Origin of the sequence: Bradyrhizobium sp. USDA 4541 (genome assembly GCF_024171085.1) — a bacterium.
In the GTDB taxonomy this organism is placed as follows: Bacteria; Pseudomonadota; Alphaproteobacteria; order Rhizobiales; family Xanthobacteraceae; genus Bradyrhizobium; species Bradyrhizobium australafricanum.
Genome location: NZ_JALJZF010000001.1, coordinates 3,881,603 through 3,907,491, shown reverse-complemented (window position 1 = coordinate 3,907,491; position 25,889 = coordinate 3,881,603). Strand labels below are relative to the sequence as shown.

23 protein-coding genes are annotated in these 25,889 nt (G+C 65.5%); 9 read left to right on the top strand and 14 right to left on the bottom strand.

Features of this window, described 5'->3' with window-relative positions; all coding sequences use genetic code 11:
* Positions 1-47: 47 nt before the first annotated feature.
* Both J2R80_RS18280 and J2R80_RS18275 read right to left on the bottom strand, forming a co-directional pair.
* A complete protein-coding gene (locus J2R80_RS18280; RefSeq protein ID WP_168859079.1) occupies positions 48-1,637 on the bottom strand; it encodes a DHA2 family efflux MFS transporter permease subunit in 1,590 nt (529 codons plus the stop codon).
* Between the two features lie 47 nt (positions 1,638-1,684).
* The gene (locus J2R80_RS18275) at positions 1,685-2,920 is read right to left on the bottom strand and encodes an HlyD family secretion protein (protein ID WP_375162649.1); all 1,236 of its coding nucleotides are present in this window, start codon (positions 2,918-2,920) and stop codon (positions 1,685-1,687) included.
* A gap of 239 nt (positions 2,921-3,159) precedes the next feature.
* Here J2R80_RS18275 and J2R80_RS18270 point away from each other — a divergent pair, with 239 nt between their 5' ends.
* Together J2R80_RS18270 and J2R80_RS18265 are read left to right on the top strand one after the other, a co-directional pair.
* On the top strand, positions 3,160-3,801 hold the full coding sequence (locus J2R80_RS18270; protein WP_168859081.1) for a TetR/AcrR family transcriptional regulator: 642 nt from the start codon (positions 3,160-3,162) through the stop codon (positions 3,799-3,801).
* Between the two features lie 267 nt (positions 3,802-4,068).
* Positions 4,069-4,911, top strand: coding sequence for a GNAT family N-acetyltransferase (locus J2R80_RS18265; RefSeq protein ID WP_253639065.1), 843 nt, complete (start codon positions 4,069-4,071; stop codon positions 4,909-4,911).
* Positions 4,912-5,093: 182 nt separating this feature from the next.
* On the opposite strand, the gene J2R80_RS18260 is transcribed toward J2R80_RS18265, so the two are convergent.
* Positions 5,094-7,766, bottom strand: coding sequence for an alpha/beta hydrolase fold domain-containing protein (locus tag J2R80_RS18260; RefSeq protein WP_168857525.1), 2,673 nt, complete (start codon positions 7,764-7,766; stop codon positions 5,094-5,096).
* A gap of 411 nt (positions 7,767-8,177) precedes the next feature.
* The gene (locus J2R80_RS18255) at positions 8,178-8,882 is read right to left on the bottom strand and encodes an SDR family oxidoreductase (RefSeq protein ID WP_057014974.1); all 705 of its coding nucleotides are present in this window, start codon (positions 8,880-8,882) and stop codon (positions 8,178-8,180) included.
* 140 nt (positions 8,883-9,022) lie between these two features.
* Between J2R80_RS18255 and J2R80_RS18250 the strand changes: the two genes are divergently transcribed.
* Positions 9,023-9,841: an extracellular solute-binding protein gene (locus J2R80_RS18250; RefSeq protein WP_057014973.1), complete on the top strand. Its 819-nt coding sequence runs from the start codon at positions 9,023-9,025 to the stop codon at positions 9,839-9,841.
* Here the strand turns inward: J2R80_RS18250 and J2R80_RS18245 are convergent.
* The 4 genes from J2R80_RS18245 to J2R80_RS18230 all read right to left on the bottom strand — a co-directional run bounded on the left by J2R80_RS18245 (position 9,815) and on the right by J2R80_RS18230 (position 12,918).
* Positions 9,815-10,513, bottom strand: a complete 699-nt coding sequence (locus tag J2R80_RS18245) for an ABC transporter permease (RefSeq protein WP_016845814.1) — start codon at positions 10,511-10,513, stop codon at positions 9,815-9,817. The two genes, J2R80_RS18250 and J2R80_RS18245, sit on opposite strands and share 27 nt — an antisense overlap.
* Positions 10,514-10,572: 59 nt before the next feature.
* Positions 10,573-10,956: a response regulator gene (locus J2R80_RS18240; protein WP_050425581.1), complete on the bottom strand. Its 384-nt coding sequence runs from the start codon at positions 10,954-10,956 to the stop codon at positions 10,573-10,575.
* Positions 10,957-11,069: 113 nt separating this feature from the next.
* A complete protein-coding gene (locus J2R80_RS18235; protein WP_168857524.1) occupies positions 11,070-12,305 on the bottom strand; it encodes an extensin family protein in 1,236 nt (411 codons plus the stop codon).
* Between the two features lie 124 nt (positions 12,306-12,429).
* Complete coding sequence (locus J2R80_RS18230) at positions 12,430-12,918, bottom strand: autotransporter outer membrane beta-barrel domain-containing protein (protein ID WP_229192769.1); 489 nt, start codon at positions 12,916-12,918, stop codon at positions 12,430-12,432.
* A 59-nt stretch (positions 12,919-12,977) separates the two neighbouring features.
* On the opposite strand from J2R80_RS18230, the gene J2R80_RS18225 reads away from it, so the two are divergent.
* From J2R80_RS18225 to J2R80_RS18210, 4 genes are all read left to right on the top strand, one after another.
* Positions 12,978-13,790 carry a hypothetical protein gene (locus J2R80_RS18225; RefSeq protein WP_168857522.1) on the top strand — a complete coding sequence of 271 codons (813 nt, stop codon included), beginning with the start codon at positions 12,978-12,980 and terminating at the stop codon, positions 13,788-13,790.
* A 735-nt stretch (positions 13,791-14,525) separates the two neighbouring features.
* On the top strand, positions 14,526-15,140 hold the full coding sequence (locus J2R80_RS18220; protein ID WP_253639064.1) for an inner membrane-spanning protein YciB: 615 nt from the start codon (positions 14,526-14,528) through the stop codon (positions 15,138-15,140).
* 141 nt (positions 15,141-15,281) lie between these two features.
* Positions 15,282-15,608: a hypothetical protein gene (locus J2R80_RS18215; RefSeq protein ID WP_063790043.1), complete on the top strand. Its 327-nt coding sequence runs from the start codon at positions 15,282-15,284 to the stop codon at positions 15,606-15,608.
* A gap of 154 nt (positions 15,609-15,762) precedes the next feature.
* Positions 15,763-17,349: a FecR domain-containing protein gene (locus J2R80_RS18210; protein ID WP_168857520.1), complete on the top strand. Its 1,587-nt coding sequence runs from the start codon at positions 15,763-15,765 to the stop codon at positions 17,347-17,349.
* Between the two features lie 91 nt (positions 17,350-17,440).
* Here the strand turns inward: J2R80_RS18210 and J2R80_RS18205 are convergent, their stop codons facing one another.
* The 3 genes from J2R80_RS18205 to J2R80_RS18195 form a co-directional block, all read right to left on the bottom strand.
* Positions 17,441-18,268 carry a class I SAM-dependent methyltransferase gene (locus tag J2R80_RS18205; RefSeq protein ID WP_233475622.1) on the bottom strand — a complete coding sequence of 276 codons (828 nt, stop codon included), beginning with the start codon at positions 18,266-18,268 and terminating at the stop codon, positions 17,441-17,443.
* Positions 18,269-18,387: 119 nt separating this feature from the next.
* The gene (locus J2R80_RS18200) at positions 18,388-18,795 is read right to left on the bottom strand and encodes a hypothetical protein (protein ID WP_168857518.1); all 408 of its coding nucleotides are present in this window, start codon (positions 18,793-18,795) and stop codon (positions 18,388-18,390) included.
* A gap of 78 nt (positions 18,796-18,873) precedes the next feature.
* On the bottom strand, positions 18,874-19,179 hold the full coding sequence (locus J2R80_RS18195) for a nickel-binding protein (protein WP_057014965.1): 306 nt from the start codon (positions 19,177-19,179) through the stop codon (positions 18,874-18,876).
* Positions 19,180-19,343: 164 nt separating this feature from the next.
* On the opposite strand from J2R80_RS18195, the gene J2R80_RS18190 reads away from it, so the two are divergent.
* Entirely contained in the window at positions 19,344-21,149 is a 1,806-nt protein-coding gene (locus tag J2R80_RS18190) for a winged helix-turn-helix domain-containing protein (RefSeq protein ID WP_253639063.1), read from the top strand.
* Here J2R80_RS18190 and J2R80_RS18185 read toward each other — a convergent pair whose 3' ends face one another.
* Both J2R80_RS18185 and asd read right to left on the bottom strand, forming a co-directional pair.
* Positions 21,150-21,950 (bottom strand): NUDIX hydrolase, encoded by an 801-nt coding sequence (locus J2R80_RS18185; RefSeq protein ID WP_253639062.1) that lies wholly within the window; start codon positions 21,948-21,950, stop codon positions 21,150-21,152.
* Between the two features lie 121 nt (positions 21,951-22,071).
* Positions 22,072-22,938 (bottom strand): archaetidylserine decarboxylase, encoded by an 867-nt coding sequence (asd, locus tag J2R80_RS18180; protein WP_057014963.1) that lies wholly within the window; start codon positions 22,936-22,938, stop codon positions 22,072-22,074.
* Positions 22,939-22,972: 34 nt separating this feature from the next.
* Here asd and J2R80_RS18175 point away from each other — a divergent pair, with 34 nt between their 5' ends.
* Positions 22,973-24,637, top strand: a complete 1,665-nt coding sequence (locus J2R80_RS18175) for an aminotransferase class III-fold pyridoxal phosphate-dependent enzyme (protein ID WP_253639061.1) — start codon at positions 22,973-22,975, stop codon at positions 24,635-24,637.
* 399 nt (positions 24,638-25,036) lie between these two features.
* Here the strand turns inward: J2R80_RS18175 and J2R80_RS18170 are convergent, their stop codons facing one another.
* Entirely contained in the window at positions 25,037-25,654 is a 618-nt protein-coding gene (locus J2R80_RS18170) for a hypothetical protein (protein ID WP_253639060.1), read from the bottom strand.
* Positions 25,655-25,889: the final 235 nt, after the last annotated feature.

Below are 25,889 nucleotides of genomic sequence, written 5' to 3'. Positions count from 1 at the left end.
GTCCCGCATATCGCTTCGCTCATGCGGGCTACGAAAACCGATGACACCTAATGCGCGTCGCCGCCGCTCGCGGTCATCGACGGCGGCTTGTTGACGAACAGCACCAGAAGGCTGAGCGCGACATAGAACAACGACAGCATGAAGAAGGCATCGCCATAGCCCATCACTGCTGCCTGACGGTGCACGATCTGCGAGAGCTGCTTCATCGCCATGATGGCGGAATCGCCCATGCCCTGCATGCGCTGAGTGAACATGTTGAGGGTCTCGACCGCGGTGGTGTTGCCCCAGGTCACGCGGTCATGCAGCCGCGAGATGTGCAGATCGGTGCGGTCGTTGAGCACCTCGTTGATGACGGCGAGACCTACCGCGCCGCCGAGGTTGCGCATCAGGTTGAACAGGCCGGAGGCGTTCTTGACGCGATCCTGCGGCAACGTCGCGAGCGCGATGTTGTTGGTCGGCACCATGGCGCACATCATGCCGATGCCGCGCAGGATCTGCGGCAGCAGCAGCTCGTAGAAATCATAGTCGCGGGTGATCCAGGTCATCTGCCAGGAGCCGAGCGCGAAGGTCACGAGGCCGAAGGCGATGATGTAGCGCAAATCGACCTTCTGCATCAGCCGCCCGACCACCGGCGCCATCAAGAACATGGTGACGCCGGAGACGAACATGGTCTCGCCGATCATCAGCGCGCTGTAGCCGCGAACCTCCGCGAGATAGCGCGGATAGACATAAGTCAGGCCATAGAGCCCGATGCCGATGCAGAACTGCAGCACGCAGCCGACCGCGAAGTTGCGGTTACTGAAGGCGTAGAGATCGACGATCGGCTCCTCCGCGGTCAAGACGCGCCAGAAGAACGCGACCGCCGAGACGAAGCCAATCGCGGCGCAGACCGCGACCGAGGTGTCCTGCAGCCACTCATATTGCGGCCCCTCCTCCAGCACATATTCAAGCGAGCCGAGGAAGCCGCCCATGAAGATCAGCCCCCACCAGTCGAAGCGCTCGAGCAGCGCGAAGTTCGGCTGGTCGAAATCGACCAGCGCCAGCACGCCTGCCGTGATGATGACGCCGGGCACGATGTTGATGAAGAACAGCCAGTGCCACGACATCAGGTCGGTGATGTAGCCGCCGACGGTCGGTCCAACGGTCGGCGCCAGCGTCGCGACGAGGCCGATGATCGGCGCCACGATGTGGAATTTGGTGCGCGGGAAGATCGTGTAGGCCGAGGCGAACACCGTCGGGATCATGCCGGCGCCGAGAAAACCCTGCAGCGCGCGCCACAGGATCATCTGCTCGATCGAGGAGGCGAAGCCGCACAGCAGGCTCGAGGCGGTGAAGCCGAACGCGGAGATCGCGAACAACAGCCGCGTGCCAAGCGCGCGCGACAGGAATCCGGACAACGGAATCGCGATCACTTCGGCGATCAGATAGGCGGTCTGCACCCACGACACTTCGGTCGAGGATGCCGACAGGCCGGCCTGGATCTCGGACAGCGAGGCCGAGACGATCTGGATGTCCAGGATCGACATGAACATGCCGAACACCATGATGATGAAGGCAACCAGCCGCTTCGGCTGGATGCGCTCGGACTCCGGGGCGCCGGTCATCATCGAGGGTGAAGCAGTGGTCGTATCAGCCATGGGCTCATCGGCTCCGAGCCTCGGACTCTGTCCGAAGCTTCAAGACATCACTGCGGATGGATCATCATCGGCGCGTCGAGATCAGTTTCGGCGTCGGCATCGGCCGCGCCTTCACGGGTGTCGACGGTGGTGTAGACCGACATGCCGGCGCGCAAGAGGCCCTGCCTGGCGACGCTGGCAGGCACGCGGATGCGGACCGGCAGGCGCTGCACGATCTTGGTGAAGTTGCCGGTGGCGTTGTCGGGCGGCAGCAGCGTGAACACCGAGCCCGCCGCCGGCGAAATGCTGTCGACGAGGCCGGTGAACTTGCGGAAGCCGTAGGCGTCGACCTTGATCGTCACCCGCTGCCCGGTGCGGATGCGCTTGAGCTGGGTCTCTTTATAGTTCGCGTCGATGTAGACGCCGTCGAGCGGCACCACGTTGCCGAGCCGCTGGCCCACATTGATATAGTCGCCGGTGTTGACCAGGCGGTTGGAGAAGGTGCCGTCGACCGGCGCACGGACATTGGTGAATTCGAGATCGCGCTCGGCCTTGGCGAGCTGGGTCTGCAATTCGGCGAGCTGGGCGCGGGCCTCGGCCTGCTGCGCCTTGGTCACCTCGACATTGTCCTTGGCCGCATCATAGGCCGCCTGCGCGGACCGCACGCTGGCCGCGCCCTGATCACGGCCGGCCTCCGAGACTTCGAAGGTGGCACGCGAGGCAAAACCCTTGGTGCTGAGCGCCTGCTGGCGGTCGAAATCGAGATCGGCGCGCTTCAGGCCGGCCTGCGCGGACACCAGCTGGGCCTGCGCCTGCTCGACCGAGCTCGCCGCCGCCGCAACCTGTCGGCCGATGCGCTCGATCGTCGCCTGCTGGGTCGCGATCCGGGTGCGCGCGGCGTCGACCGCGATGCGGTAGTCGCCGTCATCGATCCGGAAGATCACGTCGCCAGCGTGCACCAGCGCGTTGTCGCCGGGCAGGATCGCCGCGATATGGCCCGCGACGCGGGCGCCGAGCATGGAGTTGTTGGCGCGGACATAGGCATCGTCGGTCGAGACGTAGAAGCGCCCGACCATCAGGTAATAGGCGGCATAGCCCGCGGCAGCGAGCGCGAGCAGGCCGACCACGCCCATCATCACGAATTTGCGCTTGCCGGATTTCGGCGCCGGCGCCGCCGCGGGCGAAGCCGCGGGCTGCTCGGGCGCAGACGCGGGCGGCGCCTCCGCGGGACGCTTGGCTTCTTCAGCTCGGCCCTGCTCGCCGAAATCGGCGGATGCATCGCGCGCGATCGCGTCCTCGGCCATCTCAGGCTCGGAACGAACAATGCGTGCAGCCTGATCCCGTGCTGCGGCCATGGCCGAGGCTCCCCACAAAAATCTTGACGCGCGCGATGGCGGAATAAGGGCCGTGCGGCGCATCGTCACTCCCAAGATACCATTGACCGAACGGTTCGGTCAATCTATATTCCCGCCCGCTAGATTATAAAGCTTCGATTCTTCCCTTTCCTACTCTGGGTTGAGTTCTTTCCCGAGAAGCTAATTCAATGGTTGCAGCGCCCCGAACCTCCCTCCAGTCCGTCGGCGAGGAGGAATCGTCGAAACGCCGCCAGATCCTGGACGGCGCCCGCAAGGTATTCCTGGAGCTCGGCTTTGACGGCGCGAGCATGGGCGAGATCGCGCGCGCTGCCGGCGTCTCCAAGGGCACGCTCTACGTCTATTTCCCCGACAAGGCCGGGCTGTTCGCGTCAATCGTCGAGGAGGAAAAGCTCGAGCAGGGCAAGGTCGCCTTCAATTTCGATCCGGCGCGCGACGTCGACACCACCCTCCCCGAATTCGGCCGCGCCTATGTCGCGGTGCTGTGCCGGCCCGGCGGCGGCTCGGCGATCCGCACCGTGATGGCGATCGCCGAGCGGATGCCCGAGCTCGGCAGCCGGTTCTACACCCACGTCATCGCCCACACCGTCGACCGCTTCGCCGCCTATCTCGAGGCGCGCGCCGCGCTCGGCGAGCTCGTGATCGACGACTACCAGCTCGCGGCCTGGCAATTCATGCAGATGTGCCAGGCGACGCTGTTCCAGGCGTTCATCTTCCAGGCCAAGCCGTCGCCCTCGCCGGAGCGGATCGCAACCGTCGTCGACAGCGCGACGCGCGTGTTCTTCGCGGCGTACCGGCCGAAGGCCGGGTGAGATCGACGTCTTATCGCGGACCAGCGCGCTCTTCGTCCCGTCATGCTGAGGTGCTCGCGTAGCGAGCCTCGAAGCATGCGCGGCCCGGCTGGGGGCCGTCGTGCTTGAGACGGCCGCGGAGTTTATCATCGGGCCGCGCTTTGTGCGGACTCGTTGGCAGCCTCATCAACATGACGGACGTACGTTCTTTAGATCGTCACGGGGGGTATTGTTCTCCAGCCGTCGATGTGCACGATCAATAACTCCAGCACGACGAGGCGATCGACCATGAACGACCTCACCATCCGACAGATGCAGCCGGACGAGATCGCGCTCGCGGTGGACTGGGCCGCGGCGGAGGGATGGAATCCTGGTCTCGCAGATGCGCCCTGCTTTGCCGCCGAGGACCCGCAGGGCTTCTTCATCGGCGAGCTCGATGGCGAGCCGGCCGCGGTGATCTCCTGCGTCAATTACGGCGCGCAATTTGCCTTCCTCGGCTTCTACATCGTGCGTCCGGATCTGCGCGGCCGCGGCCATGGCCTGAAGATCTGGAATGCGGCCATCGCGCATGCGCGCCTGCGCGTGATCGGGCTCGATGGCGTGGTGGCGCAGCAGGCGAACTACCAGAAGTCCGGCTTCGCGCTCGCTTACGCCAATGTGCGCTACGGCGGCACTGTCGCCGCACCATCCGCGCCGAGCGACGGCACCTTCGCGCTGACCGATCTGCCGATGGCGCTGATCGAGGCCGATGACGCCACGGTGTTTCCCGCACCGCGGCCGGCATTCCTGCGCGCCTGGATCAACACGTCAGGACATGTCGGGCGCGCGCTGATGCGCGACGGCAGGCTGGCCGGCTGGGGCGTGATCCGCCCGTGCCGGACCGGCCGCAAGATCGGTCCGCTGGTTGCCGATGACCGTGCCGGCGCCGAGGCCGTTGTCGCGGCATTGCTCGCGAGCGCGGGCAGCGGCGAGGTCTTCCTCGATGTCCCCGCGGTCAACCGCGACGCCGTCGCGCTGGCGCAAGGCCTCGGGCTGTCGCCGGTGTTCGAGACCGCGCGGATGTATACCGGCGCGATCCCGCCACTCCGGATCGATCGCGTGTTCGGCGTCACGACGTTCGAGCTCGGTTAGAGCGAGGGATTTCGGAATATTAGAAATATATCCGTGAGTTGCCCGACGTGTCAAGTGGCTAGGTCGAACGCCTGCCACCGCCGGCTCCTTTGCATGGGGTTGTTTTCGATATTTTCGCAACGCGCCTCCCCCGCAAGTGCCCGCAAGCGGGAGAGGGAGCGCGGCTGCAATTCAAACCCGAGCTAGTTCGCCGCCGCGTTGACCTCCGGCGTAGCGACGTTGTCCTGCTCGACCTCCTCGGGCAGGCCGGCGAAGCGCCGCAGCGCCTTCGCCATCTTCACGCGGCCGGCAACGCCGGTGATGATGACGTCGACCATCACGAACGACGAGTGGAAGTGGCCCTGCGCCTTGAGCTGCTCGACCTTGACGCCGGCCTTGGCGAGCGCGTCGCCATAGGCGATGCCCTCGTCGCGCAACGGATCGAACTCGCTGGTCGCGATGAACGTCGGCGGCAGGCCTTCGAGCTTGCCGCGCAGCGGCGCGACGCGCGGGTCGGTGCGGTCGGCCGGCGAGCAGTACAGGTCCCAGAACCAGTACATCAGCCCGCGGGTCAGGAAATAGCCGGTCGCGTTGTCGACATAGGACGGCCGGTCGAATGTGGAATCGGTGACCGGACAGATCAGGAGCTGGCCCGCGATCTCGGGCCCGCCGCGATCGCGCGCGAGCTGGCACGTGACGGCCGCGATGTTGCCGCCGGCGCTCCAGCCCGCGACCAGCAGCGGCCCTGCCCTGCCGCCGAGCTCGGCGCTATGGGCCGCGATCCAGCGCGTCGCCGCAAAACCGTCCTCGGCCGCGGCCGGGAAGCGATGCTCGGGCGCATGGCGATAGCCGACACTGACGATGATCATGCCGGTGCGCCGGCACAGGTCGCGGCAGAACGGATCGTCCGACATCTCGTCGCCGAGCACCCAGCCGCCGCCGTGGAAATACACCACGATCGGATGCGGCCCCGGCGTCGCCGGCCGGTACAGCTTATACGGCAGCGGACCGTCCGCGCCCTGCAGCATGCCGCTGCCGACCTCGCCGACCGGGCGGCCAAAGGGACGCCCCTTGTTGAATTCGGTGAGGAAGTCGCGCGCGCCCTGCGCCCCCATCGTCTCGAGCGGCGGCAGGTTCATTTCGCCGAGCAGGTTCAGCACCAGCCGCACATCCGGCTGCAGGCGCACGATCTCGCCGTCATTGCATTGCTCGGCAACGCCGGGACCCGAGAGCTTGAAGCCGAGCATGCCGCGGCCGACCACCTCGTTGCAGATGCTGCGATACGGACCGACGCCGCCCGTATAAGGCATCACGCCTTGCGGCTTGCCGGGCACGTTGGCGCCCGTGTACCAGGTGTTGGCGAGCCGGTGCAGCGTCAGCGTCGCGCAATCGGCCATGTGCCGTTCCCAGCCGGCCTGCGCGGTCTCGGTCGCTTCCATCGTGGTGAAGCCGGCGTCGCGCAGCGCGGCGATCCGCTCCACCACCCAATCGACGTGCTGCTCGATCGAGACAGCCATGTTCGACAGCACCGACGGGCTGCCGGGACCGGTGATCATGAACAGATTGGGAAAGCCCGCGACGGTGACGCCGAGATAGGTCTGCGGTCCGTGCGCCCAGACATCCGACAGCGACTTGCCGCCGCGGCCGGAGATCGGATGCACCGCCATGATCGCCCCGGTCATCGCGTCGAAGCCGGTGGCGAACACGATGACGTCGACGTCGAACTTGCGTCCGTTGGTGAAGATGCCGCTGGTGGTGATCCCCTTGATCGGCTCCTGCCGCAGATTCACCAGCGTCACGTTGGGACGGTTGTAGGTCGCATAGTAGTTGGTATCGAGGCAGGGACGCTTGGCGCCGAACGGATGATCATGCGGGGCCAGCGCCGCCGCCGTCTCCGGATCCTTGACCACGGCGCCGATCTTCTCGCGGATCAGGTCGGCGACCAACCTGTTGCCGTCGACATCGACCGCCTGGTCGGCCCAGAGCTGGGTCAGGATATGGACGAGGTCGCCCGCCGCCCACGCCTTCTCGAACCGCTCGCGGCGCTCGGCGTCGCTCAATTGCCAGCTCACCACGGTCTGCTGCGGATAGGGCACGCCGGCCATCGACCAGCGCGCCTGGTCGCGATAGGCGGCGCGGTCGCTCTCGAAATAGGTCTTGCGATCCTCGGGCGCCGGGCCGTTGCCCGCGGGCAGCGCGAAGTTCGGGGTGCGCTGGAACACGGTGAGCTGCGCGGCCTGCTCGGCGATGATCGGTATGGACTGAATGCCCGACGATCCGGTGCCGATCACGGCGACGCGCTTGCCCTTGAGATCGACGCCCTGATGCGGCCAGCGGCCGGTGAAATAGATCTCGCCCTTGAAGTCCTTGACGCCGTCGATCTCCGGCGGCTTCGGCGACGACAGGCAGCCGGTCGCCATGATGTAGTAGCGGCACGAGACGTCGGCGCCGTTGTTGGTCGAGATCTGCCAGCGCGAGGTCGCATCATTCCAGGTCGCCTGCGTGACCTTGGTGCCGAACCTGATGTCGCGACGCAGATCGTAGCGGTCGGCGACGAAGCCGAGATAGCGCAGGATTTCCGGCTGGGTCGCGTATTTCTCCGACCAGGTCCAGGCCTGATCGAGCTCGGGATCGAAGGTGTAGCTGTAGTCGATGGTCTGGATGTCGCAGCGCGCGCCGGGATAACGATTCCAGTACCAGGTGCCGCCGACATCGGCGCCCTCTTCGAGCGCGATCGCCGAGAAGCCCGCCTTGCGCAACCGATGCAGCAGGTAAAGTCCGGCGAAGCCGGCGCCGACCACCGCAACGTCGACCTGCTGCGTGGTTCCGCTCTGCGTGGAGTCTGAAGCGCGTGCTGCAACTGCTGCGTCTGGCATGCCATTCCTCCGTATGTTTTGATTTGACGGAAGGCTAGCCCTGCGCCTTCAGTTTGTCATCACGACAAACGCAATCAGAGGTCGCCGCAATTGTGACGCCCGCGGCCTGGAGCGCGCCGCGCAGCGCGTAGACGCAACTGGTGACGGAAGTTGTGGCGACGCAACGGGTACGAACGGCGCCGCACACTTTGATGTCGTCCCGCGAAAGCCGGGACCCATACTCCGCGGCGGATGTTGTGGACGGGACTCGTCGTTCCATCGACGCGCAACGATGACCATCGGTGGTTATGGGTCCCGGCTTTCGCCGGGACGACACCGAATATTTGGTGCCGCTTGTGAATCACAAGCTCACTTGCTCCTCAGAGTCCGTCTATGAGTCAGGCCCTGGGGATGACGGGTTTAGCAGTTGCCTCAAATCGACCGCATCAATCCGCCGTCGACGCGGATGTTTTGGCCGGTGATGTAGCCCGCGCCGTCGGAGACGAGGAAGCTGATGGTTGCGGCGATCTCCTCCGCCTTGCCGTAGCGCTTCATCGGCACGCTGTCGCGGCGCTCGTCGGTTGCCGGGAGGCTGTCGATCCAGCCTGGCAGCACGTTGTTCATGCGCACATTGCTGGCGGCGTAGCTGTCGGTGAACAGTTTGGTGAACGCGGCGAGCCCGGCGCGGAACACCGCCGAGGTCGGAAACATCGCGCTCGGCTCGAACGCCCAGGCGGTGGAGATGTTGACGATCGCGCCCGACTTCTGCGCCTGCATGTGAGGCGCGACGAGACGCGTCGGGCGGATCACGTTCATCAGGTAGACGTCGAGACCGGTGTGCCACTGCTCGTCGGTCAGTTCGAGCACACCCGCGCGCGGGCCGTGGCCGGCGCTGTTGACCAGCGCATCGATGCGGCCCCAACGCTCCACCACGCCGTCGACGGCGCGTTTCAGATCATCGTTGGAACGGTTCGAGCCGGTGAAGCCGAGGCCGCCGAGCTCCTTTGCCAGCGCCTCGCCCTTGCCCGACGACGACAGGATCGCAACGCGGAAACCATCGGCCGCGAGGCGCCGCGCCGCCGCCGCTCCCATGCCGCTGCCGCCTGCGGTAACGAGCGCGACCTTCTCCAAAGCCATGACCTGATATCCCTTCTTATTGCTTCGTTCGAGGCGACCCTACCACCGCCGACCGCAGCGCGCGACATCGCGCCTGCTTTGCGTCACCGGACGAAATGCGGCATGGTGACCGACATCGTTCTCCGGTACGCAGTATTCACATGACATCCCTCCTTCGACACCTTGTCATCGCCGCCGTGATGCTGTTCGCCGGTCCCGCGCTCGCGCAGACCCGGTCCATCACCGTCGCCTCGACGACATCGACCGAACAGTCCGGCCTGTTCGGCTATCTGCTGCCGCGGTTCTCGGAGACCTCGGGCATTGCCGTGAAGGTGGTCGCGGTCGGCACCGGACAGGCGCTCGACATCGGACGGCGCGGCGATGCCGATGTCGTGTTCGTGCATGATCGCGTGGCCGAAGAGAAATTCCTGGCCGAGGGCTTTGCGACCAAACGATATGACGTGATGTACAACGATTTCGTCATCGTCGGCCCGAAGGCCGATCCGGCGCATATCGCCGGCGACAAGGATGTCGCGGATGCCCTGCGCAAGATCGCTGCGACCAGTTCGGCCTTCATCTCGCGCGGCGACCACTCCGGCACGCACGAGGCCGAGCTGCGGCTCTGGAAGGCGGCTGGCGTCGATCTCGGCTCAGCGAAGGGCCAGTGGTATCGCGAGATCGGCCAGGGCATGGGTCCGGCGCTCAACATGGCATCCGCGTCGAATGCCTATGTGCTGTCCGACCGCGGCACCTGGCTGTCGTTCAAGAACCGCGGCGAGCTCGCCGTGCTGACCGAAGGCGACCGGCGGCTGTTCAACCAGTACGGCGTGATGCTGGTCAATCCGGCGAAACATCCGACGGTGAAGGCCGCGGACGGCGAGGCCTTCATCGACTGGCTGGTCTCGCAGGCTGGGCAGTCAGCCATCGCCGGCTACAAGGTCGGTGGCGAGCAGCTATTTTTCCCCAACGCCGCGCACTAGCAGAAACGCGATCGTGCTGACGCTGACGCTCAGCGCAAGCAGGATGACGCCGAGCCCGAGACCGAGCGCCAGCTCGCCCTTGCTGGTCTCGAGCGCAATCGCGGTCGTCATCGTTCGCGTATAGCCGCTGATATTGCCGCCCACGATGATGATGGCGCCGACCTCCGCGATGGCGCGGCCGAACGCGGCGAGGAACGCGGTGAGCAGCGAGGCGCGGCCGAGCGAGAACACCAGCGCAAGGCTGCGCAGGCGGGACAGGCCGTCGGTGCGGATCAAATCGGCATATTCCGCCCACAGCAGCGCGACCGGACGATGCACCAGCGCAACCACGATCGGCGTCGCCAGGATGACCTGCGCCACCACCATCGCCGTCGGCGTGAACAGCAGTCCGGCGAAGCCCAGCGGTCCGGATCGCGACAGCAGCAGATAAAGCCCGAGGCCGACCACGACCGGCGGCAGGCCGAGACAGGCATTGGCGAGCACGATCACCACCTGCCGTCCGCGAAACCTCGATATCGCAAGCCAGCCGCCGATCGGCGCGCCGATCAGAAGCGCGAGCAGGCTCGCCAGCAGGCTGACGCGCAACGACAATGCGACGATCCCAAGCAGGACCGGATCGCGACCGGCTATCAGCGATGCCGCCGCCGTGATCGACTGTGCGAAATCATTCATGCCGGCACGTTTTGCCCGCACAACGTGCGCATCGTCAAATCGCAGGAACGATCAGTCGCTCAGGCCGGCGCGCCGTTCTTGAGCAGCTTGGCCACGGCCGCGACCAGTTCGTCGGGCGAGAACGGCTTGTTCAGCAGCACGCTGTCCGGCACGCCCCGGGTCGGCCACTCGTCGCCGCCGCCGCCGGTGATGTAGAGCACCGGGAATGACGGGTCGATCTCGCGGGCGCCGCGCGCCACGCGCCAGCCGTCGAGCCGGCCGAGCAGGCGGATGTCGGTGACCAGTGCTGAGTATTTGGTGCGGAACGCCTTCAGCAGCGTCAACGCTTCCTCGCCCGAGCCCGCGATCGCCGGCTCATAGCCGCCGTCCCTCAGGGCGTCCTCTACCATCATCTGAAGATCACGATCGTCTTCGATGACGAGAATGATCGGCGCGTCTTGCAAAGCTATCCCCCAGAAATCAGCCGGGTGCGCCCGGCTCCGAAGCATATGCAGCATAAAAGTGGCTACCGTTTGCACGGTGTCACCCAGTAAAAATACGGGTATCAGACGCGTCCCTATTCGTCGGCGAATTCGTCTTCTTCGTTGACCCCCGCCTTACCCCGCGGGGCCGGCTTTCTGCCGCCGAGCGATCCTGTGACATAAGGTTCGCGCGTTGCATAGGGGTTACGGCCGCCGGCACGCGCCGCGACCTCCTCGCCCGAGACGGCGGCGGGCTGGCAGATCAGACGCCGGCTGGCCCGGCGCATCAGATCCACATGGATGTGGTCGTAGTGATAGACGTTGGACCCCGGCGCCAGCACCGTGGTGAATTGCTGGCAGGCGGCGGCCTGGACATCGCGCAGAAAGCCCTGCTCCTCCGGCAGGCCCCTCCAGCCATCCTTCACGGTGATGCGGCGACCGTCAGCCAGCGTGAAGGCTGCGATGTCGAGCGCATTGCCGAAGGCGTGCTCGGAAATATGCGCGTGCGAATTGCCGTTCATGCCGCGGCAGGAATAGGCCGAAATCTGCTTGATCTCGACGACGCGCGCGCCGAACCAGCGCTGCGCCGCCGGCTGTACGGAATCGGCGAGCCAGCGCTCGAGCACCGAGACGATCGGGCACGCCAGCGTTGCCGCCGGCTTCACTGCGACCGGGCCGACCGTCACCACCGGATTGCCGCTCGAGGGACCGAGCCGCGGCGGCGGTGGCGCGCCGGGCGGCTGCTGGGAATACGGTGCCGGTGAATAGGGCGCGGCCGCGCTGTCGCGCTGCGGATTGGATGGCAGACCGGGATAATAAGGTCGCTCGCCCCTGGCATCGGGCGAGCCTTCCGGCGGCAAATCGATCTCGTCCTGCTGCGGCGGAACGCCGGGCGCCGACAGCGAGACCGGCCCATTCTGACGGCTGCCATAGCCCGGCTCGTTGCCATAGCTCGGCTGGCCGACGGCCTGATTGGAATACGGCGCCTGCGCGGGCGGCGGAGGCGGCTGGCGGTTGATCGGCCAGCGCGGCTGGTTGCCGACCGATGCCGGCGGGCGCAGGCTGTCGTCGGCAAATCCGTAAGCCGAACTGGCTTCACCGAGCGCGGCGACCTTGAGCGGGAACTCGGCGCCGCAGACGCCGGGACCGGAGATCGGATCGATGCGGACGAGGTCGGCGCTCTCCTTGACCGCGCCCGACTTCAGGCATGCGGCCTCGGCCTCGGCCCGCCACGGTTCGCGCTCGGCGGTCTGAAACAGACCGCGACCGCAACCAGCAAGCGACACAAGGACAAGGGAGCCGACGAGATACAAACGAACTCCACGCGTCATGGCGCGGAGGTTCTGCGAATTTGATTAAAGACTCTTCAACGCATTTCGATGCGTTGTTTTCAGCTGTCCTTAACCATGCAGCGGAACCCGGCAGGGCAACACGCGCCCTGCCGAGATGATGTCATCACCACGTGTAGCGAACGACACCCTTGCCGCCATAGGACGACGTGACGTCGGAGAACTCGCCTTCGAAGGTAAGCGCCGCCGACCAGCCGCTGGTCCAGTTCATCGCCGCGCTCGCGGTGGTGAGCACCGCATCGCTCGCCGGCGCCGCACCGTTGACCACGAAGGACGCGCCCGGCAGCGTCTGGAATGTCGCGGCAACGCTGCGATCGGTGTTGTAGTCGTGCGCCCAGGCAAGGCGGCCGCGCAGGCTGAGAATGCCATCCTGCAACGCGATCGAGCGATCGCTGCGGAGGCCGAGTTCGCTGCGCGTGGCGGTGACGGTCTTGGCGCCATAGGCCACCGCGAACGCGCTCGATCCCGACAGCACCTGCTCGGCATAGGACGGCAGATCGTAGGTCGTGAACTGTCCGGCGGCATAGGGCGTCAGCGCCAGCGACCACGGCGTTGTCGATCGTGAAGTTTTCGCCGGGACGGATCGCGTCCGCATTGGCCGCAGTGATCAGGCCGGTCGCGCGGTTTGTGATGTGAACGCTCGCGGCGGTCGAGATGAGATTGTCGAAGTCGATCGCCTGCCCGGTCGCCGATTTGATGGTGCCGGCATTGTCGACCGAGAACCTGGCCGCGGTCGTGCTGTTGCTGCCCGACGCGCCGTTGATCTGGATGGCATCGTCCGCCGACTGGATCGTCGCGCCCGCATTGTTGACGACCGACAGCGAGATCACGTTGTTGAGATTGGTGGTGGCGCGGATCGCGCGAGACCCTGCCGTATTGGTCGCGTCGATCATGCCGGAATTGGTGATCGTGGTGGTTCCGCCGCCGATCCGCATCACGTCGCTGCCTGATGACTTGATGATGCCGCCGCTCTGGTTGGTGATCGAGAACACGGTGGTGTTCGACGTCGCGTTGACGAAGTCGAAGACGCGGCCGTTGCCCGTCGACTGGATGGTGCCCGCATTGTCGACGGTGACCGACCCGCTGCTCAGGCCGCCATTGATCCGGAATGCATCATTGGACGCGGTGAAGAGCGCGCCGGAATTGTTGATCAGCGTGAGATTGCCGCTGATGGCGCTGCTCGAGGTGTCGATGCCGCGCGAGGTCGCCGAGATGGTGCCGTTGTTGGTGATGACGACGCCGGGCGACGACAGGCCGGTGATCCAGGTGATCGCGGTGCCCGTCACCGACAGGCTGCTGCCGGCGGCGACCGAGCCGGTATCATTGTTGGAGACGGTCTGCGCCGTCGTGCTGTTGGGAGGAGTGCTGAAGCTTGCGGCCAGTGCCGGACAGGAGAACCCCAACGAAGTCGCAGAAATAGCCAGCGCAAGCCGGCTTGCGCGGCTCAGAAACTCAGATTTCACGTAACGCCCCAAGTACTTATTACCGGGGTAGAGCCCCGGTCATTGCGGGCGGCAATCTGGGTATGGTTTGTGACAGGCGCACAACAAATGACGATGCTGCCTTGCGGCGCAACGACACAGGGGCGAGAGCAACCGACGGACATCCAAGCGGGTACTGCTATCGGCCCCTGGAACCGGCGCCGCCGCCGAATATATTTGCGACGCGTCAACGCCTTGATTCGGCGGCTATTTGAGCCGCGCATCGCAATGCGGTATTGCCGCGAATAGCGAGCCTGACAACAAGACTGCCTTTTTCGGCCTGGAACCCCTTGCTAGCTTTGACGTTAATGCGGGCAGCGTTGTGTGAACCGAGGGAGTTTCCCCAATGGATTTCGCGAGTCCTCTGCTGAGCAAGCTGAGCATTGTGGCCGCGTACATCGCGTTAGCCTTCGTCGGCGCCATTATTCTCGGCGTGTTCTAGGACATTCGACAGGCATGAGTTCAGCGCCCGGCGGCCGCCCCCGCCGGCGCTTTGCTGTTTTGCGTTCACTCCGCCACAACTACAGCTCGACGATCGCGATGAGGGGCTCGAATGCGATGCGCGTGCAGCGCTGCGCCGTGCAACGGTGAGGCGAGTTTTGCGAGTCGCCTTCAGGTAATGGCTTGTATCTGCCCGGCGGTCGCTTCATGTGGGTGCCCGGACCCGCTATAAGAGCCGCATTGTCGAAAATGAATTGAACCTGCGGGCGACCGGCGACCAATGAAGCATTTCCTCACCGCGGCCAGGCTGTTGGCCCTCGATCTCGCCTCGACGCTTGTCTTTCTTGTTCTGTTCCTGCTGACGCACAACACCGCGCTTGCGGTCGGCCTCGGCATCGCGTTCGGCGTCGTGCAGATCGGCGTCCAGATGGTGCGCGGCAAGCGGATCGACACCATGGAATGGCTCAGCCTGTTCCTGGTCGTCGCCGCCGGCTCCGCCACGCTGCTGACCCACGACCCGCGCTTCGTGCTGTTCAAGCCGAGCGTGATCTACGCCATCGTCGGCGTCGTGATGCTCAAACCCGGCTGGCTCAACCGCTACCTGCCCGAGATCGCACAGAAAGTCGTGCCCGATGTCGCCGTCAAGGTCGGCTATGCCTGGGCCGCCCTGATGTTCATCTCCGCCGCGGTGAACGCCATCGTCGCGCTGACCTGCGAGATCACGACATGGGCCGTCGTGATGCCGATCTTCGGCATCGTGAGCAAGATCGTGGTGTTCCTCGGCGGCTTTGCCGCGCTCCGCCTCGCCGCAAGGCGCCGCATCCGCGCCATGCCGGAGACGCAGCGCGAGGCCGTGCTCGCGCTCGAAGGGGCACCGGCGCCAGCTGCGCCGTAGCCCCCGACCGGGGTGTGGTCGACGAAACAAACGGCCCGCGCGACGAAACCATTTTGCCGTGACAACGAAGAATTGCCGAAACCAAGCCTGCCTAGTGATCGGTTCGACAACGCGCTGCTTCGGCGCGATCACAAGGGGGACATGATGGCTTTCACCGCTTCCGCGCTTCGTCACGGCAAACTGCTGGCGGCAACCGCGTTCACGCTCGGTCTGCTGACCTCGGCGTCCTATGCCTACACCGACGAGCAGCAGCAGATGTGCACCAGCGACGCCATGCGGCTGTGCAGCTCGGAAATTCCCGACGTCGATCGCGTCACCGCCTGCATGATCCGCCAGCGCGCGCTGCTCAGCGACGGCTGCAAGGCGGTGTTCCACTACGTGCCGCCGGCGGCTGCGCAACCCGCGAATTATGCGCCCGCGGCCAAGCCGGCGAAACCGCTCAATATCACTCCTCACAAGCGCGGCTAAGCAAAACCCCAACAGCGACCAAGCACCGCGCTTCCGGCAACGGAGCGCGGTGCTTGATCGTTTCGGTCCGCCATGACAACAAGGCACGACCGTTCATCCGGCATTCAGCCTGACGCGGCTCAATTGCCGTCCCCACTGCCTCCCCCGGGAATCGATGGCGATGCGCCGCAGCCTTCTCTTTGCGCTTCTGCTTGGCGCCGGCGTCACGATCGGTTGGCAATCAGCGGCCAATGCCGCGCCGGACTTGACGCGGCTTGCACAGGCGCAACCTGCACAGGCGCCCGCCCCGGCGCCGAGTGCGACGCCGCCTACGCCCGCTCCCGCAACACCCGCGCCTGCAACGCCGGCGCCGGCCGCGAGCGCGCAGCCCGCAGCGCCCGAGCCGATCGGCAACGTGGCGATACTGACAGGAACCGCGACCGTCACGCGCAACAGCACCGCGACGCCGCTGCAGATCCGCGACGACATCTTTGCCAATGACGAGGTCGCGACATCAGGGACCTCCTCGCTCGGCATCACCTTCAACGACGGCACCACCTTCAACCTGCGCGCCAATGCCAGGATCACGATCGACAATTACGTTTATGAGGACGGCGGCCAACAGAACAGCGCGCTGTTCAACGTCACCAAGGGAACGGCGGCCTTCGTCGCCGCCGCGGTCGCCAAAACCGGCGACATGAAGATCTCGACCCCGACCGCGACGCTCGGCATCCGCGGCACCACCGGTCTCGTCGAGGTGCCCGAAGGCGCCACCGCGACCAGCAGGAATGTCGGCATCAAGCTCTATCCCGACGCCGACGGACATGTCGGCCGCATCGAGGTCAACGACCGCAGCGGTGCCTCGCTCGGCGTGCTGACGCGCGGCGCCAGCGGCTTTGCGATTCGTCCGGGCACCGGCGGTGCCCGCTTCGCCGCGGTGCCGCTGACGATCTCGCCGCAACAGATCACGCGCGACCAGGGCTTTGTACGCCAGGTCCATAGCGCGCAGACGCTGGGCCGCCAGGTCGTGACCGAGCAGCGCGACTTCCGCCGCGCCAATCCCGATTTCCGCAGGGCCAATCCGGCCGCGCCCTATCCGAACCGCGGCCAGCCCGTGCAGCCGAACCCGCAGCGGCAGAACGGCCTGCCGGGCCAGAACCGCAACACGCCGCAGCAGCCGGGTCAGCAAAACCGTCCGGGCCAGATGCAGCAGCCCGGTCAGCCGAACCGTCCCGGCCAGCAACCGGGCACGCCTGGCCGGCAAGGTTCGCAGCAGCGGCCCGCCACGCAGCAGCAAGGCGGCGCACAGCATGCGCTGCCCGGCCAACCCGGCGGCGCGACGCTGCCGCACGCGCCCGGCGTCCAGACGCCAGCCGGACAACAGCCGGCGGGACAACAGCCAACGCGCCAAGCCCCCACGCAAGAGCCCGCGCGCCAAGGCGGCACGACGCAACCCGGCGGACAACAATCGCCGGCACGTCAAGGCGGTCTGCAGCCCGGCCGCACCCAGGCGCCGGGCGGCGTGCGCCAGCCAGGACCACCGGCGGCCCAGCCGGGTCAATCGGGCGCGCCGCGACAAGGCACAGCGCAGCCCGTGCCGCAGGCGCCCGGCCAGATCCGACCCGGCATCCAGCAAGCCGCACCGGGCGTACGTCCGGGCATACAACGGCCCGCGGTGCAGGCGCGGCCAGGCTTCCAGCAACGGCGCGCGCCGCCTCCGCCGCGCGGCGCGAAGCCTCCACCCAGGGACAAGCGCCAGTAACTGAGATCACAGCAATGTCGATCAAACGAGCGAATGGCGCCGGCGAGTTACGCCGGCGCCATGCACAGATCGACCAATGCCGAGCGGCAGGTCAGCCGCGCCTGGTGATCACGGCCTCCAGATATTCGCTCGGAATCACCAGCGTGCCGTCCCTGGCGATATTGAACTGGTCCATCAGGCTGAACATGTCGGCGGCGAGCAATTGCTGCTTGACCGGATCGATCGCCCCGAACGCCTTCAGCACGGGCCCGTAATAGGTGCGGAAGATCTCGAGGAAATGCTCGCGCGACCTGTAACGGAAATTGAAGTGCCTGCGCCTGGCATCGAGCGTCGCCTGCGGGCCGAACAAGGCGCCGAGATGCGCCTCGGTGCCCCACAGCGCGGGAGACTTCACGCCCGGCGCCGGCGGGACATACTTCCCGATGGTCTTGAACAGCTGGCCGATGAAACCTTCCGGCGTCCAGCTTGCGAGGCCGATCTTGCCGCCGATGCGGCAGACGCGGCGCAGTTCATTCGCCGCCTGCTGCTGGTCGGCGGTGAACATGACCCCGAAGGTCGACAGCACGACATCGAAGCTGGCATCGGCAAACGGCAGCTTCTCCGCGTCCGCTTCCTGGAACGTGATGGGCAGACGCTCCGCCGCCGCCCGCTCGCGGCCGCGCTCGAGCAACGCCGCGACGTAGTCGGTCGAGACCACGTCGGCAAAGCGCCGCGCCGCAGCCAGCGTCGCATTGCCGTTGCCGGCGGCGACGTCGAGCACCATCTGATTGCTGCGCAGGTCGACTGCCTCGCAGAGCATCTCGCCGACGATCTGGAGCGTGGTGCCGACGATCGCGTAGTCGCCCGAGCTCCAGGTGGCTTGCTGGCGCGCCTTGACGGCGGCGAGATCGACAGTCGGCATTTCGGTCTGAACGTTCATGTGCATCTCCTTTGAAAATGTGGTGCGGCTCGCGGCAAGGCCGCCGGCTTCGCCGAAAGTCCGCGGGTTGCGCCAAAAAACGGCGTCGAGCAGTGCAATGACTTCAAATGTGCTGCGCGCTATGTGCGGCGGTCGAGCAGGACCGGGATGGTCGATGCGGCAACTATGCTCCAGTCCGAGCGATGCCTGCAGCCGTGGCTGCCACGCTGCGTCGAGGCGGCCTGCTGCGCCGGAGCTGCACGATGCTCCAGAACGACAGGTTCCTCCGCTCGGGTGAACACGGGCGAGGACAAACCCGCGATCACCAGCCCGAGCAGCGCGCTTCGCCGGATCGGCCGTGAGCAGCGGTTCCCGGCGCCCTTCGACTGGCCGCCGGCCTCGCGCGGCATCAGGCGACTGGCCTGCCGCTCGCGATGGGCGAGCATGCCTGCGACCGATTGATTGACGATCCGGCGGATCCGCAAAAGCAGGAAGGAAAAATGCCTTCGTACCGGACTTGAAATGGATTCCATGAATGAAATCGACATAATTGTTTCCTTGATCGAAGTGTGATGGCGCTCCGGATCAGGTTTGGTCGGGATACGCCATGCGACGCCGCGCAGGCGTCATTCGGCTGCAATGGGTGGTTGGACCGGATCACCACGCACCACCACGGTTGCCGCGACCTTGTAGAATTCCTCGCCCGGCATGCCGACGCAGCGCGCATGCTCCCGGATCGAGTCACCGTCACGCGCCTCGTATATGCAGAATGTGCCGATGCGACCATCCGCCTCGTGCACCACATAGCTGCGGATCCAGCGGACACGGTCCGGCATCTGCTCGTCGCCGACCCTTGCGGACGTTGCGCCGGCGAGTTCCAGCTCGCTCATGTTCGCCCAGGCGCTCGGACGGCGAATGACATAGAGTTCCATCGAAATCTCCTCGGTTGCAATTATTGAAACGGCAGGCGCTCATGGCGAGCCATGATCAGCTATAGGCGCTGTCGATGCCGACTGTCCTTACCGCGGACTGATCATTGCCTGATCTTTGTCTGATCCTTGCCTGAACCTTTTCCGCCGAGCCCGCACTCATACACATGGCATTCTCATTTGGACTGTTCGAGCTTGATGAAGCTGGACGCGTGTTGCTGTGCGCGCGCCAAGAGGTCCCATTGCAGCCGCGTGTGTTCGATCTGCTGATTTATCTGGTTCGACACCGCGACCGGGTCATCCCCAAGGAAGAACTCCTCGAAGCCGTCTGGCCGGATGTGACGGTCACAGACAACTCGCTGCAGCGGGCGGTGAGTGCGTTGCGCGCCGCGCTGCGCAACGGCGGCATGGACGGCGCGATCCGAAATCTGCCGGGCAAAGGCTATCGCTTCTTCCTCGAGTCCGGGATCCGGCAGCCGGAACGCATCGACCCCAAGCAAGTCGATGGCACCGTCGGTGCAATCGGTCTCGCCCGACGCGCAGCGGCCGGACAATTGTGGCTGCAGGCAGCGACCCTGTTCGCGAGCGCGGATGAAAGCGGCCAGCTCAACGCTGAAGATCTGCACGATTGGGCGCTTGCCCTGCAGTGCCTCGGCAGGGCCACGGCAGCGATTCCGATTCTGGTTCGCGCGGTCAGCGCACGCAGCCAGGCCGGTGACGCGGCAGGCGCCACGGTCGACGCGATAGCACTCTCGGCTTTGCATTTCGAAAGCGGCCAGGCCGCGATCGGAAAGGGCTGGCTCGCGCGGGCGGAAGATTGGGCTTCAACGCTCGACGATCCTCCGACGACGGCCCTGGTGTTATGGATGAAGTCGAAACTGGCTGCTTTCGATGGCGAGCCGGAACAGGCACTCGCGTTGGCCGACGCTGCCTACACCGCCGTCAGATACAAGGATGCGATCAATATCGAAGCGCTGAGCCTGGCCTATCGCGGCTTCTATCGGCTGTGCCTCGGCGACACACACGGAGGACTGTCCGATCAGGACCATGCCGCCGCGGTTGCCCTGTCCAGCAACAATCTGGACCCGATCATGGGCGGCAACCTCTATTGCAACATCCTCTGGGCGGCCCGGATGTTCGGAGATTGGGCACGCGCCGACCAGTGGACGCGGAGCTACCAGAACTTTTGCTCGGGCAGCGGCATGGAATTGACGGGCTCGTGCCAGCTGCACCGCTCCGAGGTGCTCGGCATCCGAGGCTCGCTCGACGAAGCGCTGTCGCGCATTCAGGACGCGCTCGGACGCCTGACCAGCGATGCGCCCTGGTCTCTTGGCGATGCCAACCGGGTGCTGGGCGATATTCAGGCGGCGATCGGCAATGACGACGCAGCGCTCGAAGCCTATGACAGGGCTTACACGCTGGGCTGGTGTCCGGAGCCGGGCCGCGCCATGCTGCTGCTCGCAAGAGGGGAAGCGGAGGCCGCCTATGCAAGCCTCGAGCGGAGCCTGATCGGCAAGACCTGGTGGACGCTGCAGCGACGCGGAATCCTGCTCGCGCATCTGGCGCTGGTTGCCGCGCACACGCATCGGACCGTTCGAGCGAAGGCATTGATCTGCGAACTGTCGGGAAGTCCGGATCGCTGGCCGATGCCCTCGATCCGCGCACTCACCAACGAAGCACAGGCGATCCTCGCGCTTTCCCGGCAGGACCATGAAACAGCCATGCGGCATCTCCATCTCGCCCGCCAGCTGTGGTCCAGCATCGAGGGGCGGGTCCAGATCGTGCGGCTGCGGCTTCAGATCTCCAGCCTCCAGCTGGAGCATGGAGATGTTCGCGGCGCCATGGCCGAAGTTCATGCGGCACAGCTTCTGGCCCGTGACCTGGGCTCGCCCAAGCGTCTTGCCGAGTGTCTTGCCTTGCAGCGTGACATTGACGCCTGGCAGCCAACGGCACGACGTCAGATGTGCGGGTGATCACGCCGCGCGGCGCAGCCAGTCGCGCACGCGTTCGATCAGATTCTTGCGCGGCGTGGGCCGAGGTGCCGCGCCGGCCGGCACGACCTCGTGCACGAATGGCGGCGTTTGTTCAGGGATCACCGTCTCGGCGCCTCGCTCGGTCTCGGCAGTTGCATCGGGTGCGGCCACCGGAACGTCTTGCGGCGCCATGGCCGGCGGATCGGGCTCGCTTTGCGCGAGTGGCGGCTGATCGATGGCCGGCGTCTCCGCCGGCGCAGCCGCATCGGCAACATCAGGCGCGTCGGTGACCTCCTGCTCGTCGATGACCTGTGGCACTGCGGCTTCGCGAATCCGCCGGCGCTCTGCGGCCACGGCTCTCGCCCGCGCGCGCCGCTCGCGCTCGGTGAGCGCCGCGGCCTGCAACGCGATCGGTCCGACATTTTCCAGGAACGCGCGCTCGTAGCCGCGCGACAGACGCTCGAGTGCCGCATCGAGCGGCAGCCAGTCCACCTCGCGGATGTCGCTCATCAGCGCCCGCACCGGCTTGCCGCCGGCATCCATGCGCCAGTAATGCACCACCTTGGATCGGCCGCCTGAATCATAGACCAGCGTGCCGAGGAATTCGTGCACGTCGACGTCATGGCCGGTTTCCTCGAGCACCTCGCGCTCGGCAGCGGCGCGCGGCGTCTCGCCGTCGTCGAGCTTGCCTTTCGGCAACACCCATTCATTGCGCTTGCGCAGCCGCACCACGGCGAAGCGCTGCGGTGCGTCCCGCCGCAGCACAATGCCTCCCGCCGCCAGAACAGGCGTCCGCGCCATCTCGTGTCCATCAGGTTTGCGATTTAGGATCGTCGCACGACGATCCCGCTACTCTAAAGCATGATCGGAAAAAGTGGAAACCGGTTTTCATGCTCAAACGATGAGCGCTATGGAAACAAGGCTATAAAGGCTTCCGCAGCAGCGGCTCGCCGCATTTGATCCGCGTTCCCTCCGCGACGTTGTCAGGGAATTCGAAATTGCCGGGCGCCAGCACGATGATCGTCGAGCCGTGTTCGAACCAGCCGAGTTCATCGCCCTTCTTCACATGCGCGTTACAGGAAAAATCCACTAGGCCCCGCGACTGCGCGTTCAGCGTGATATCGAGGAAATGCAGGCGGAGGCTGGCGACAAGGATCGCCGCGACCGGAACCAGCGTCAGTGCCTCGCCGGTTGGCAGCTTGGCGCGCAGCACCGCGCGCTCGTTCTTGCAGAACAGCCGCTCGATCCGCTTCAGCGCGATCGGATTGACGTTCCAGACGTCGCCATGAATGAACGTCACCTTGTCGATGGCAAGATCATAGGGCGCGTGGAAACGGTGGTACATGCTCGAGGTCAGCCGCAGCGTGACGAAGCGGCCGTTCCGGTGCTGCTCCACGAGCGCCGGATCGCCGACCAGATCGAGCAGCGAATAGGGCGCGCCCTTGACCTGGAACAATTGCCCGTCCTCGATCCGCCCATGCGCGCCGATGATCGCATCCGACGGGCTCGCGATGATGGCAGGATCGGCAGCGGCCGGACGCAGGCCGGGCTTGAGCTCGCGGGTGAAGCAATCGTGCAGGCTCCTGAACTCGGTCTTCTTGGCCTCCGACAGATCGAGGTCGGAGAACAGCTTCCAGCAGGCGATCGAGGCGTCGCGCACCAGGGGGTTCTCGACCTTGGAGAACCAGCCCATGAAGCGGGTCAGCGCGGCCCGCGGAATCCGGTTGGTGAGCAGGAAATTGAGGTCTTCCTGCTGGGTGAATGCCGAGATCAGGCCCTTGACTGTCATGAATCTGTTAGGTGCTGAGGCTAGCGCTTCTGTCATGGAAACATCCCTTCCGATTCTCTCGCTGTCCGCCGCCGCGCTTGCCGGCGCCGCCGCAGCTTTCCCCAAAATTCAGGTCCGCATCGCGCTGTCGCGCGCCAAACACCGCTCGCTGACCGGACATTCCAAGATGTCCAAGATGGTCGCGCGCATGGTCCCGCACTACGAATTCGACATCGACGACTTCTTCCGCTCCGACGGCGCGCCGAAGGACGTCGCGATGCAGCGCCAGGACGGCTTCTTCCGCCTCGCCGGCCTCTACGGGGATCGCTACCCCAAGGGCCGCGCGTTGACCGCCGAGGTGACGAAGCGCATCTCCGACCTGCAGTTCACCGAAACCTACCGCGTGCCGTTCCAGTACAGCCGCCTGGTGCGCGAGCATCTCGGCACCTCGGCCTTCGTCGAGGCCTCCAGCGGCGTCACCGTCACCGACGTCGACGGCAATGTCTTCTACGACCTGACCGGCTCCTACGGCGTCAACATCTTCGGCAACGACTTCTACAAGGAGTGCATCGCCGAGGGTGAGAAGCGCGCCCACGCGCTCGGCCCCGTGCTGGGCCCCTATCACCCGGTCATTGCCGACAACGTCAAGCGGCTCTGCGAGCTGTCCGGCCTCGACGAGGTCTCGTTCCATATGTCCGGCACCGAGGCCGTGATGCAGGCGGTGCGGCTCGCCCGCTACCACACCAAGCGGAAGCGCCTCGTGCGCTTCGCCGGCGCGTATCACGGCTGGTGGGGCGACGTGCAGCCCGGCGTCGGCAACCCGGTGTCGCCGCACGAGACCTTCACGCTCGCCGACATGTCGGAGAAGACACTGCACGTGCTGCGGACGCGCAGCGACATCGCCTGTGTGCTGGTCAACCCGCTGCAGGCGCTGCATCCCAATTCCAACGCGCCCGGCGATTCCGCGCTGGTCGACTCCTCGCGTTCCTCCAAATACGACCGCGCCGCCTACACCGAATGGCTGAAGAAGCTGCGCGAGGTGTGCACCGAACGCGGCATCGTCCTGATCTTCGACGAGGTGTTCGTCGGCTTCCGCCTCGCCGCCGGCGGCGCCCAGGAATATTTCGGCGTCAAGGCCGACATGGCGACCTACGGCAAGAGCCTGGCCGGCGGGCTTCCGGTCGGCGTGGTGTGCGGCCGCAAGGATTTGATGCGGCGCTTCCGCGCCGACCGCCCGGCCGACATCTGCTTCGCCCGCGGTACCTTCAACTCGCATCCCTATGTGATGACGGCGATGGACGAGTTCCTGAGCCGGCTCGCCAGCCCGAACTTCCGCTCGATCTACAACGGGCTGGACGAGACCTGGAACGGCCGTGCCAAGGCGCTCAACGACCGCCTCGCCGCGCAAGGCTTGCCGGTTCGCGTCGGCAACATCTCGTCGATCTGGACCGTCTATTACACCGAGCCGTCCCGCTACAACTGGATGCTGCAATACTATCTGCGGGCCGAGGGCCTGGCGCTGAGCTGGGTCGGCACCGGCCGCCTGATCTTCACCCTGAACTACACCGACGCCGACTTCGCCGAGGTCAGCGACCGCTTCGTCGCCGCAGCCGAGAAGATGAAGCGCGACGGCTGGTGGTGGCACAAGGCCGGCCTCACCAACAAGAACATCAAGCGGCAGATCCTGAAGGAGATGGTCGCCGTGAGGTTCGGCCGCTGAGCACACCGTCATTCCGGGGCGATGCACAGCATCGAACCCGGAATCTCGAGATTCCGGGTTCGCTCGCTGGCGCGATCGCCCCGGAATGACGGCGTTTAGGTCGTCACCGTGAAGTTCAGGCGCTGAGGCAACGCGCGGCCCCCCTGCTCCCTCGCCCCGCCCTTGCGCGGAGAGGGCTGGGGTGAGGGGCTGCATCCATAAAATCGGAAATGGACGGACTCGTGGTGAGCCCCCCTCACCCGGATCGCTGGCGCGATCCGACCTCTCCCCGCAAGCGGGGCGAGGTGACGTGTACGCGCGGTCGAAGGCGCTCAAGTGATGATCCGCCGTAATCCTAAGACGTAGATGCCCGGGACAAGCCCGGGCATGACGTAGCTTGAAGACTCTGAGGGCAACCGATCAGGCGTGCTTGACGTGCTTCTCGAGACCCGGATCGATCAGTTCGCCCTTCATCAGGAACAGCGGCGCCCTGTGATAGAGCTTCAGGTCGTTGAACGGGTCGGTGACGATCTTGGTCATCCAGACGAGGCCGGTCTCGACGTCGCGGATGAAGAACAAATGGACGGTGCGGAACAAGAGGCCGCCGATGCCGACCACGAGCCAGATCTTGGCCACCTGGCGGGTGAAGTCGCCCATCGTGACCCAGGGCTTGAACAGGCCGAACAGCGTCGGATCGAAGTACAGCACCATCGGCGACAGCGCCCAGATCGCCATCAGCACGACCTTGCGCTGCAGATTGTAGCCGACCTTGATATCTTCCTTGTGCTCGTGGGTCGCCTGGTTGACGTGGTCGTAGCCCTTCGGCTCGAAGAAGAAGTGACCGGCCTGGCGCGAGGTCATCGAGACCAGCCAGCCGACCAGCGCCGACACGACCGGATCGAAGAACAGCATCACATAGGCGAACAGGAAGCTCAGCGCGCTGACGAAGTGCAGGCTCTGGTTGATCCGGCTGTGATGGTAGAAGCGATGGTCATCCCAACGCTGGGTACGCAGCTCTTGCAGGAAATTCTTGATCATTGGTTCCCCCAACATCTTTCGGAACAGGATTTACAGGGATTCGATGTATCGCGTGTGACATCATCATAATGACATATGACAATGCGGAGCGACGCCTTGACGCAACCGGAGCAGGGTCTCGCCTCATCCCGAGAAGATCTGCGGAGATCAGGCGAAGGAGATCGTAGCCTCCCGGCCTGGGGTGCGCTGTGCGCTACCTCACCCGGGAGGAGCGGCGGGCTGGGCCGCCTGGCCG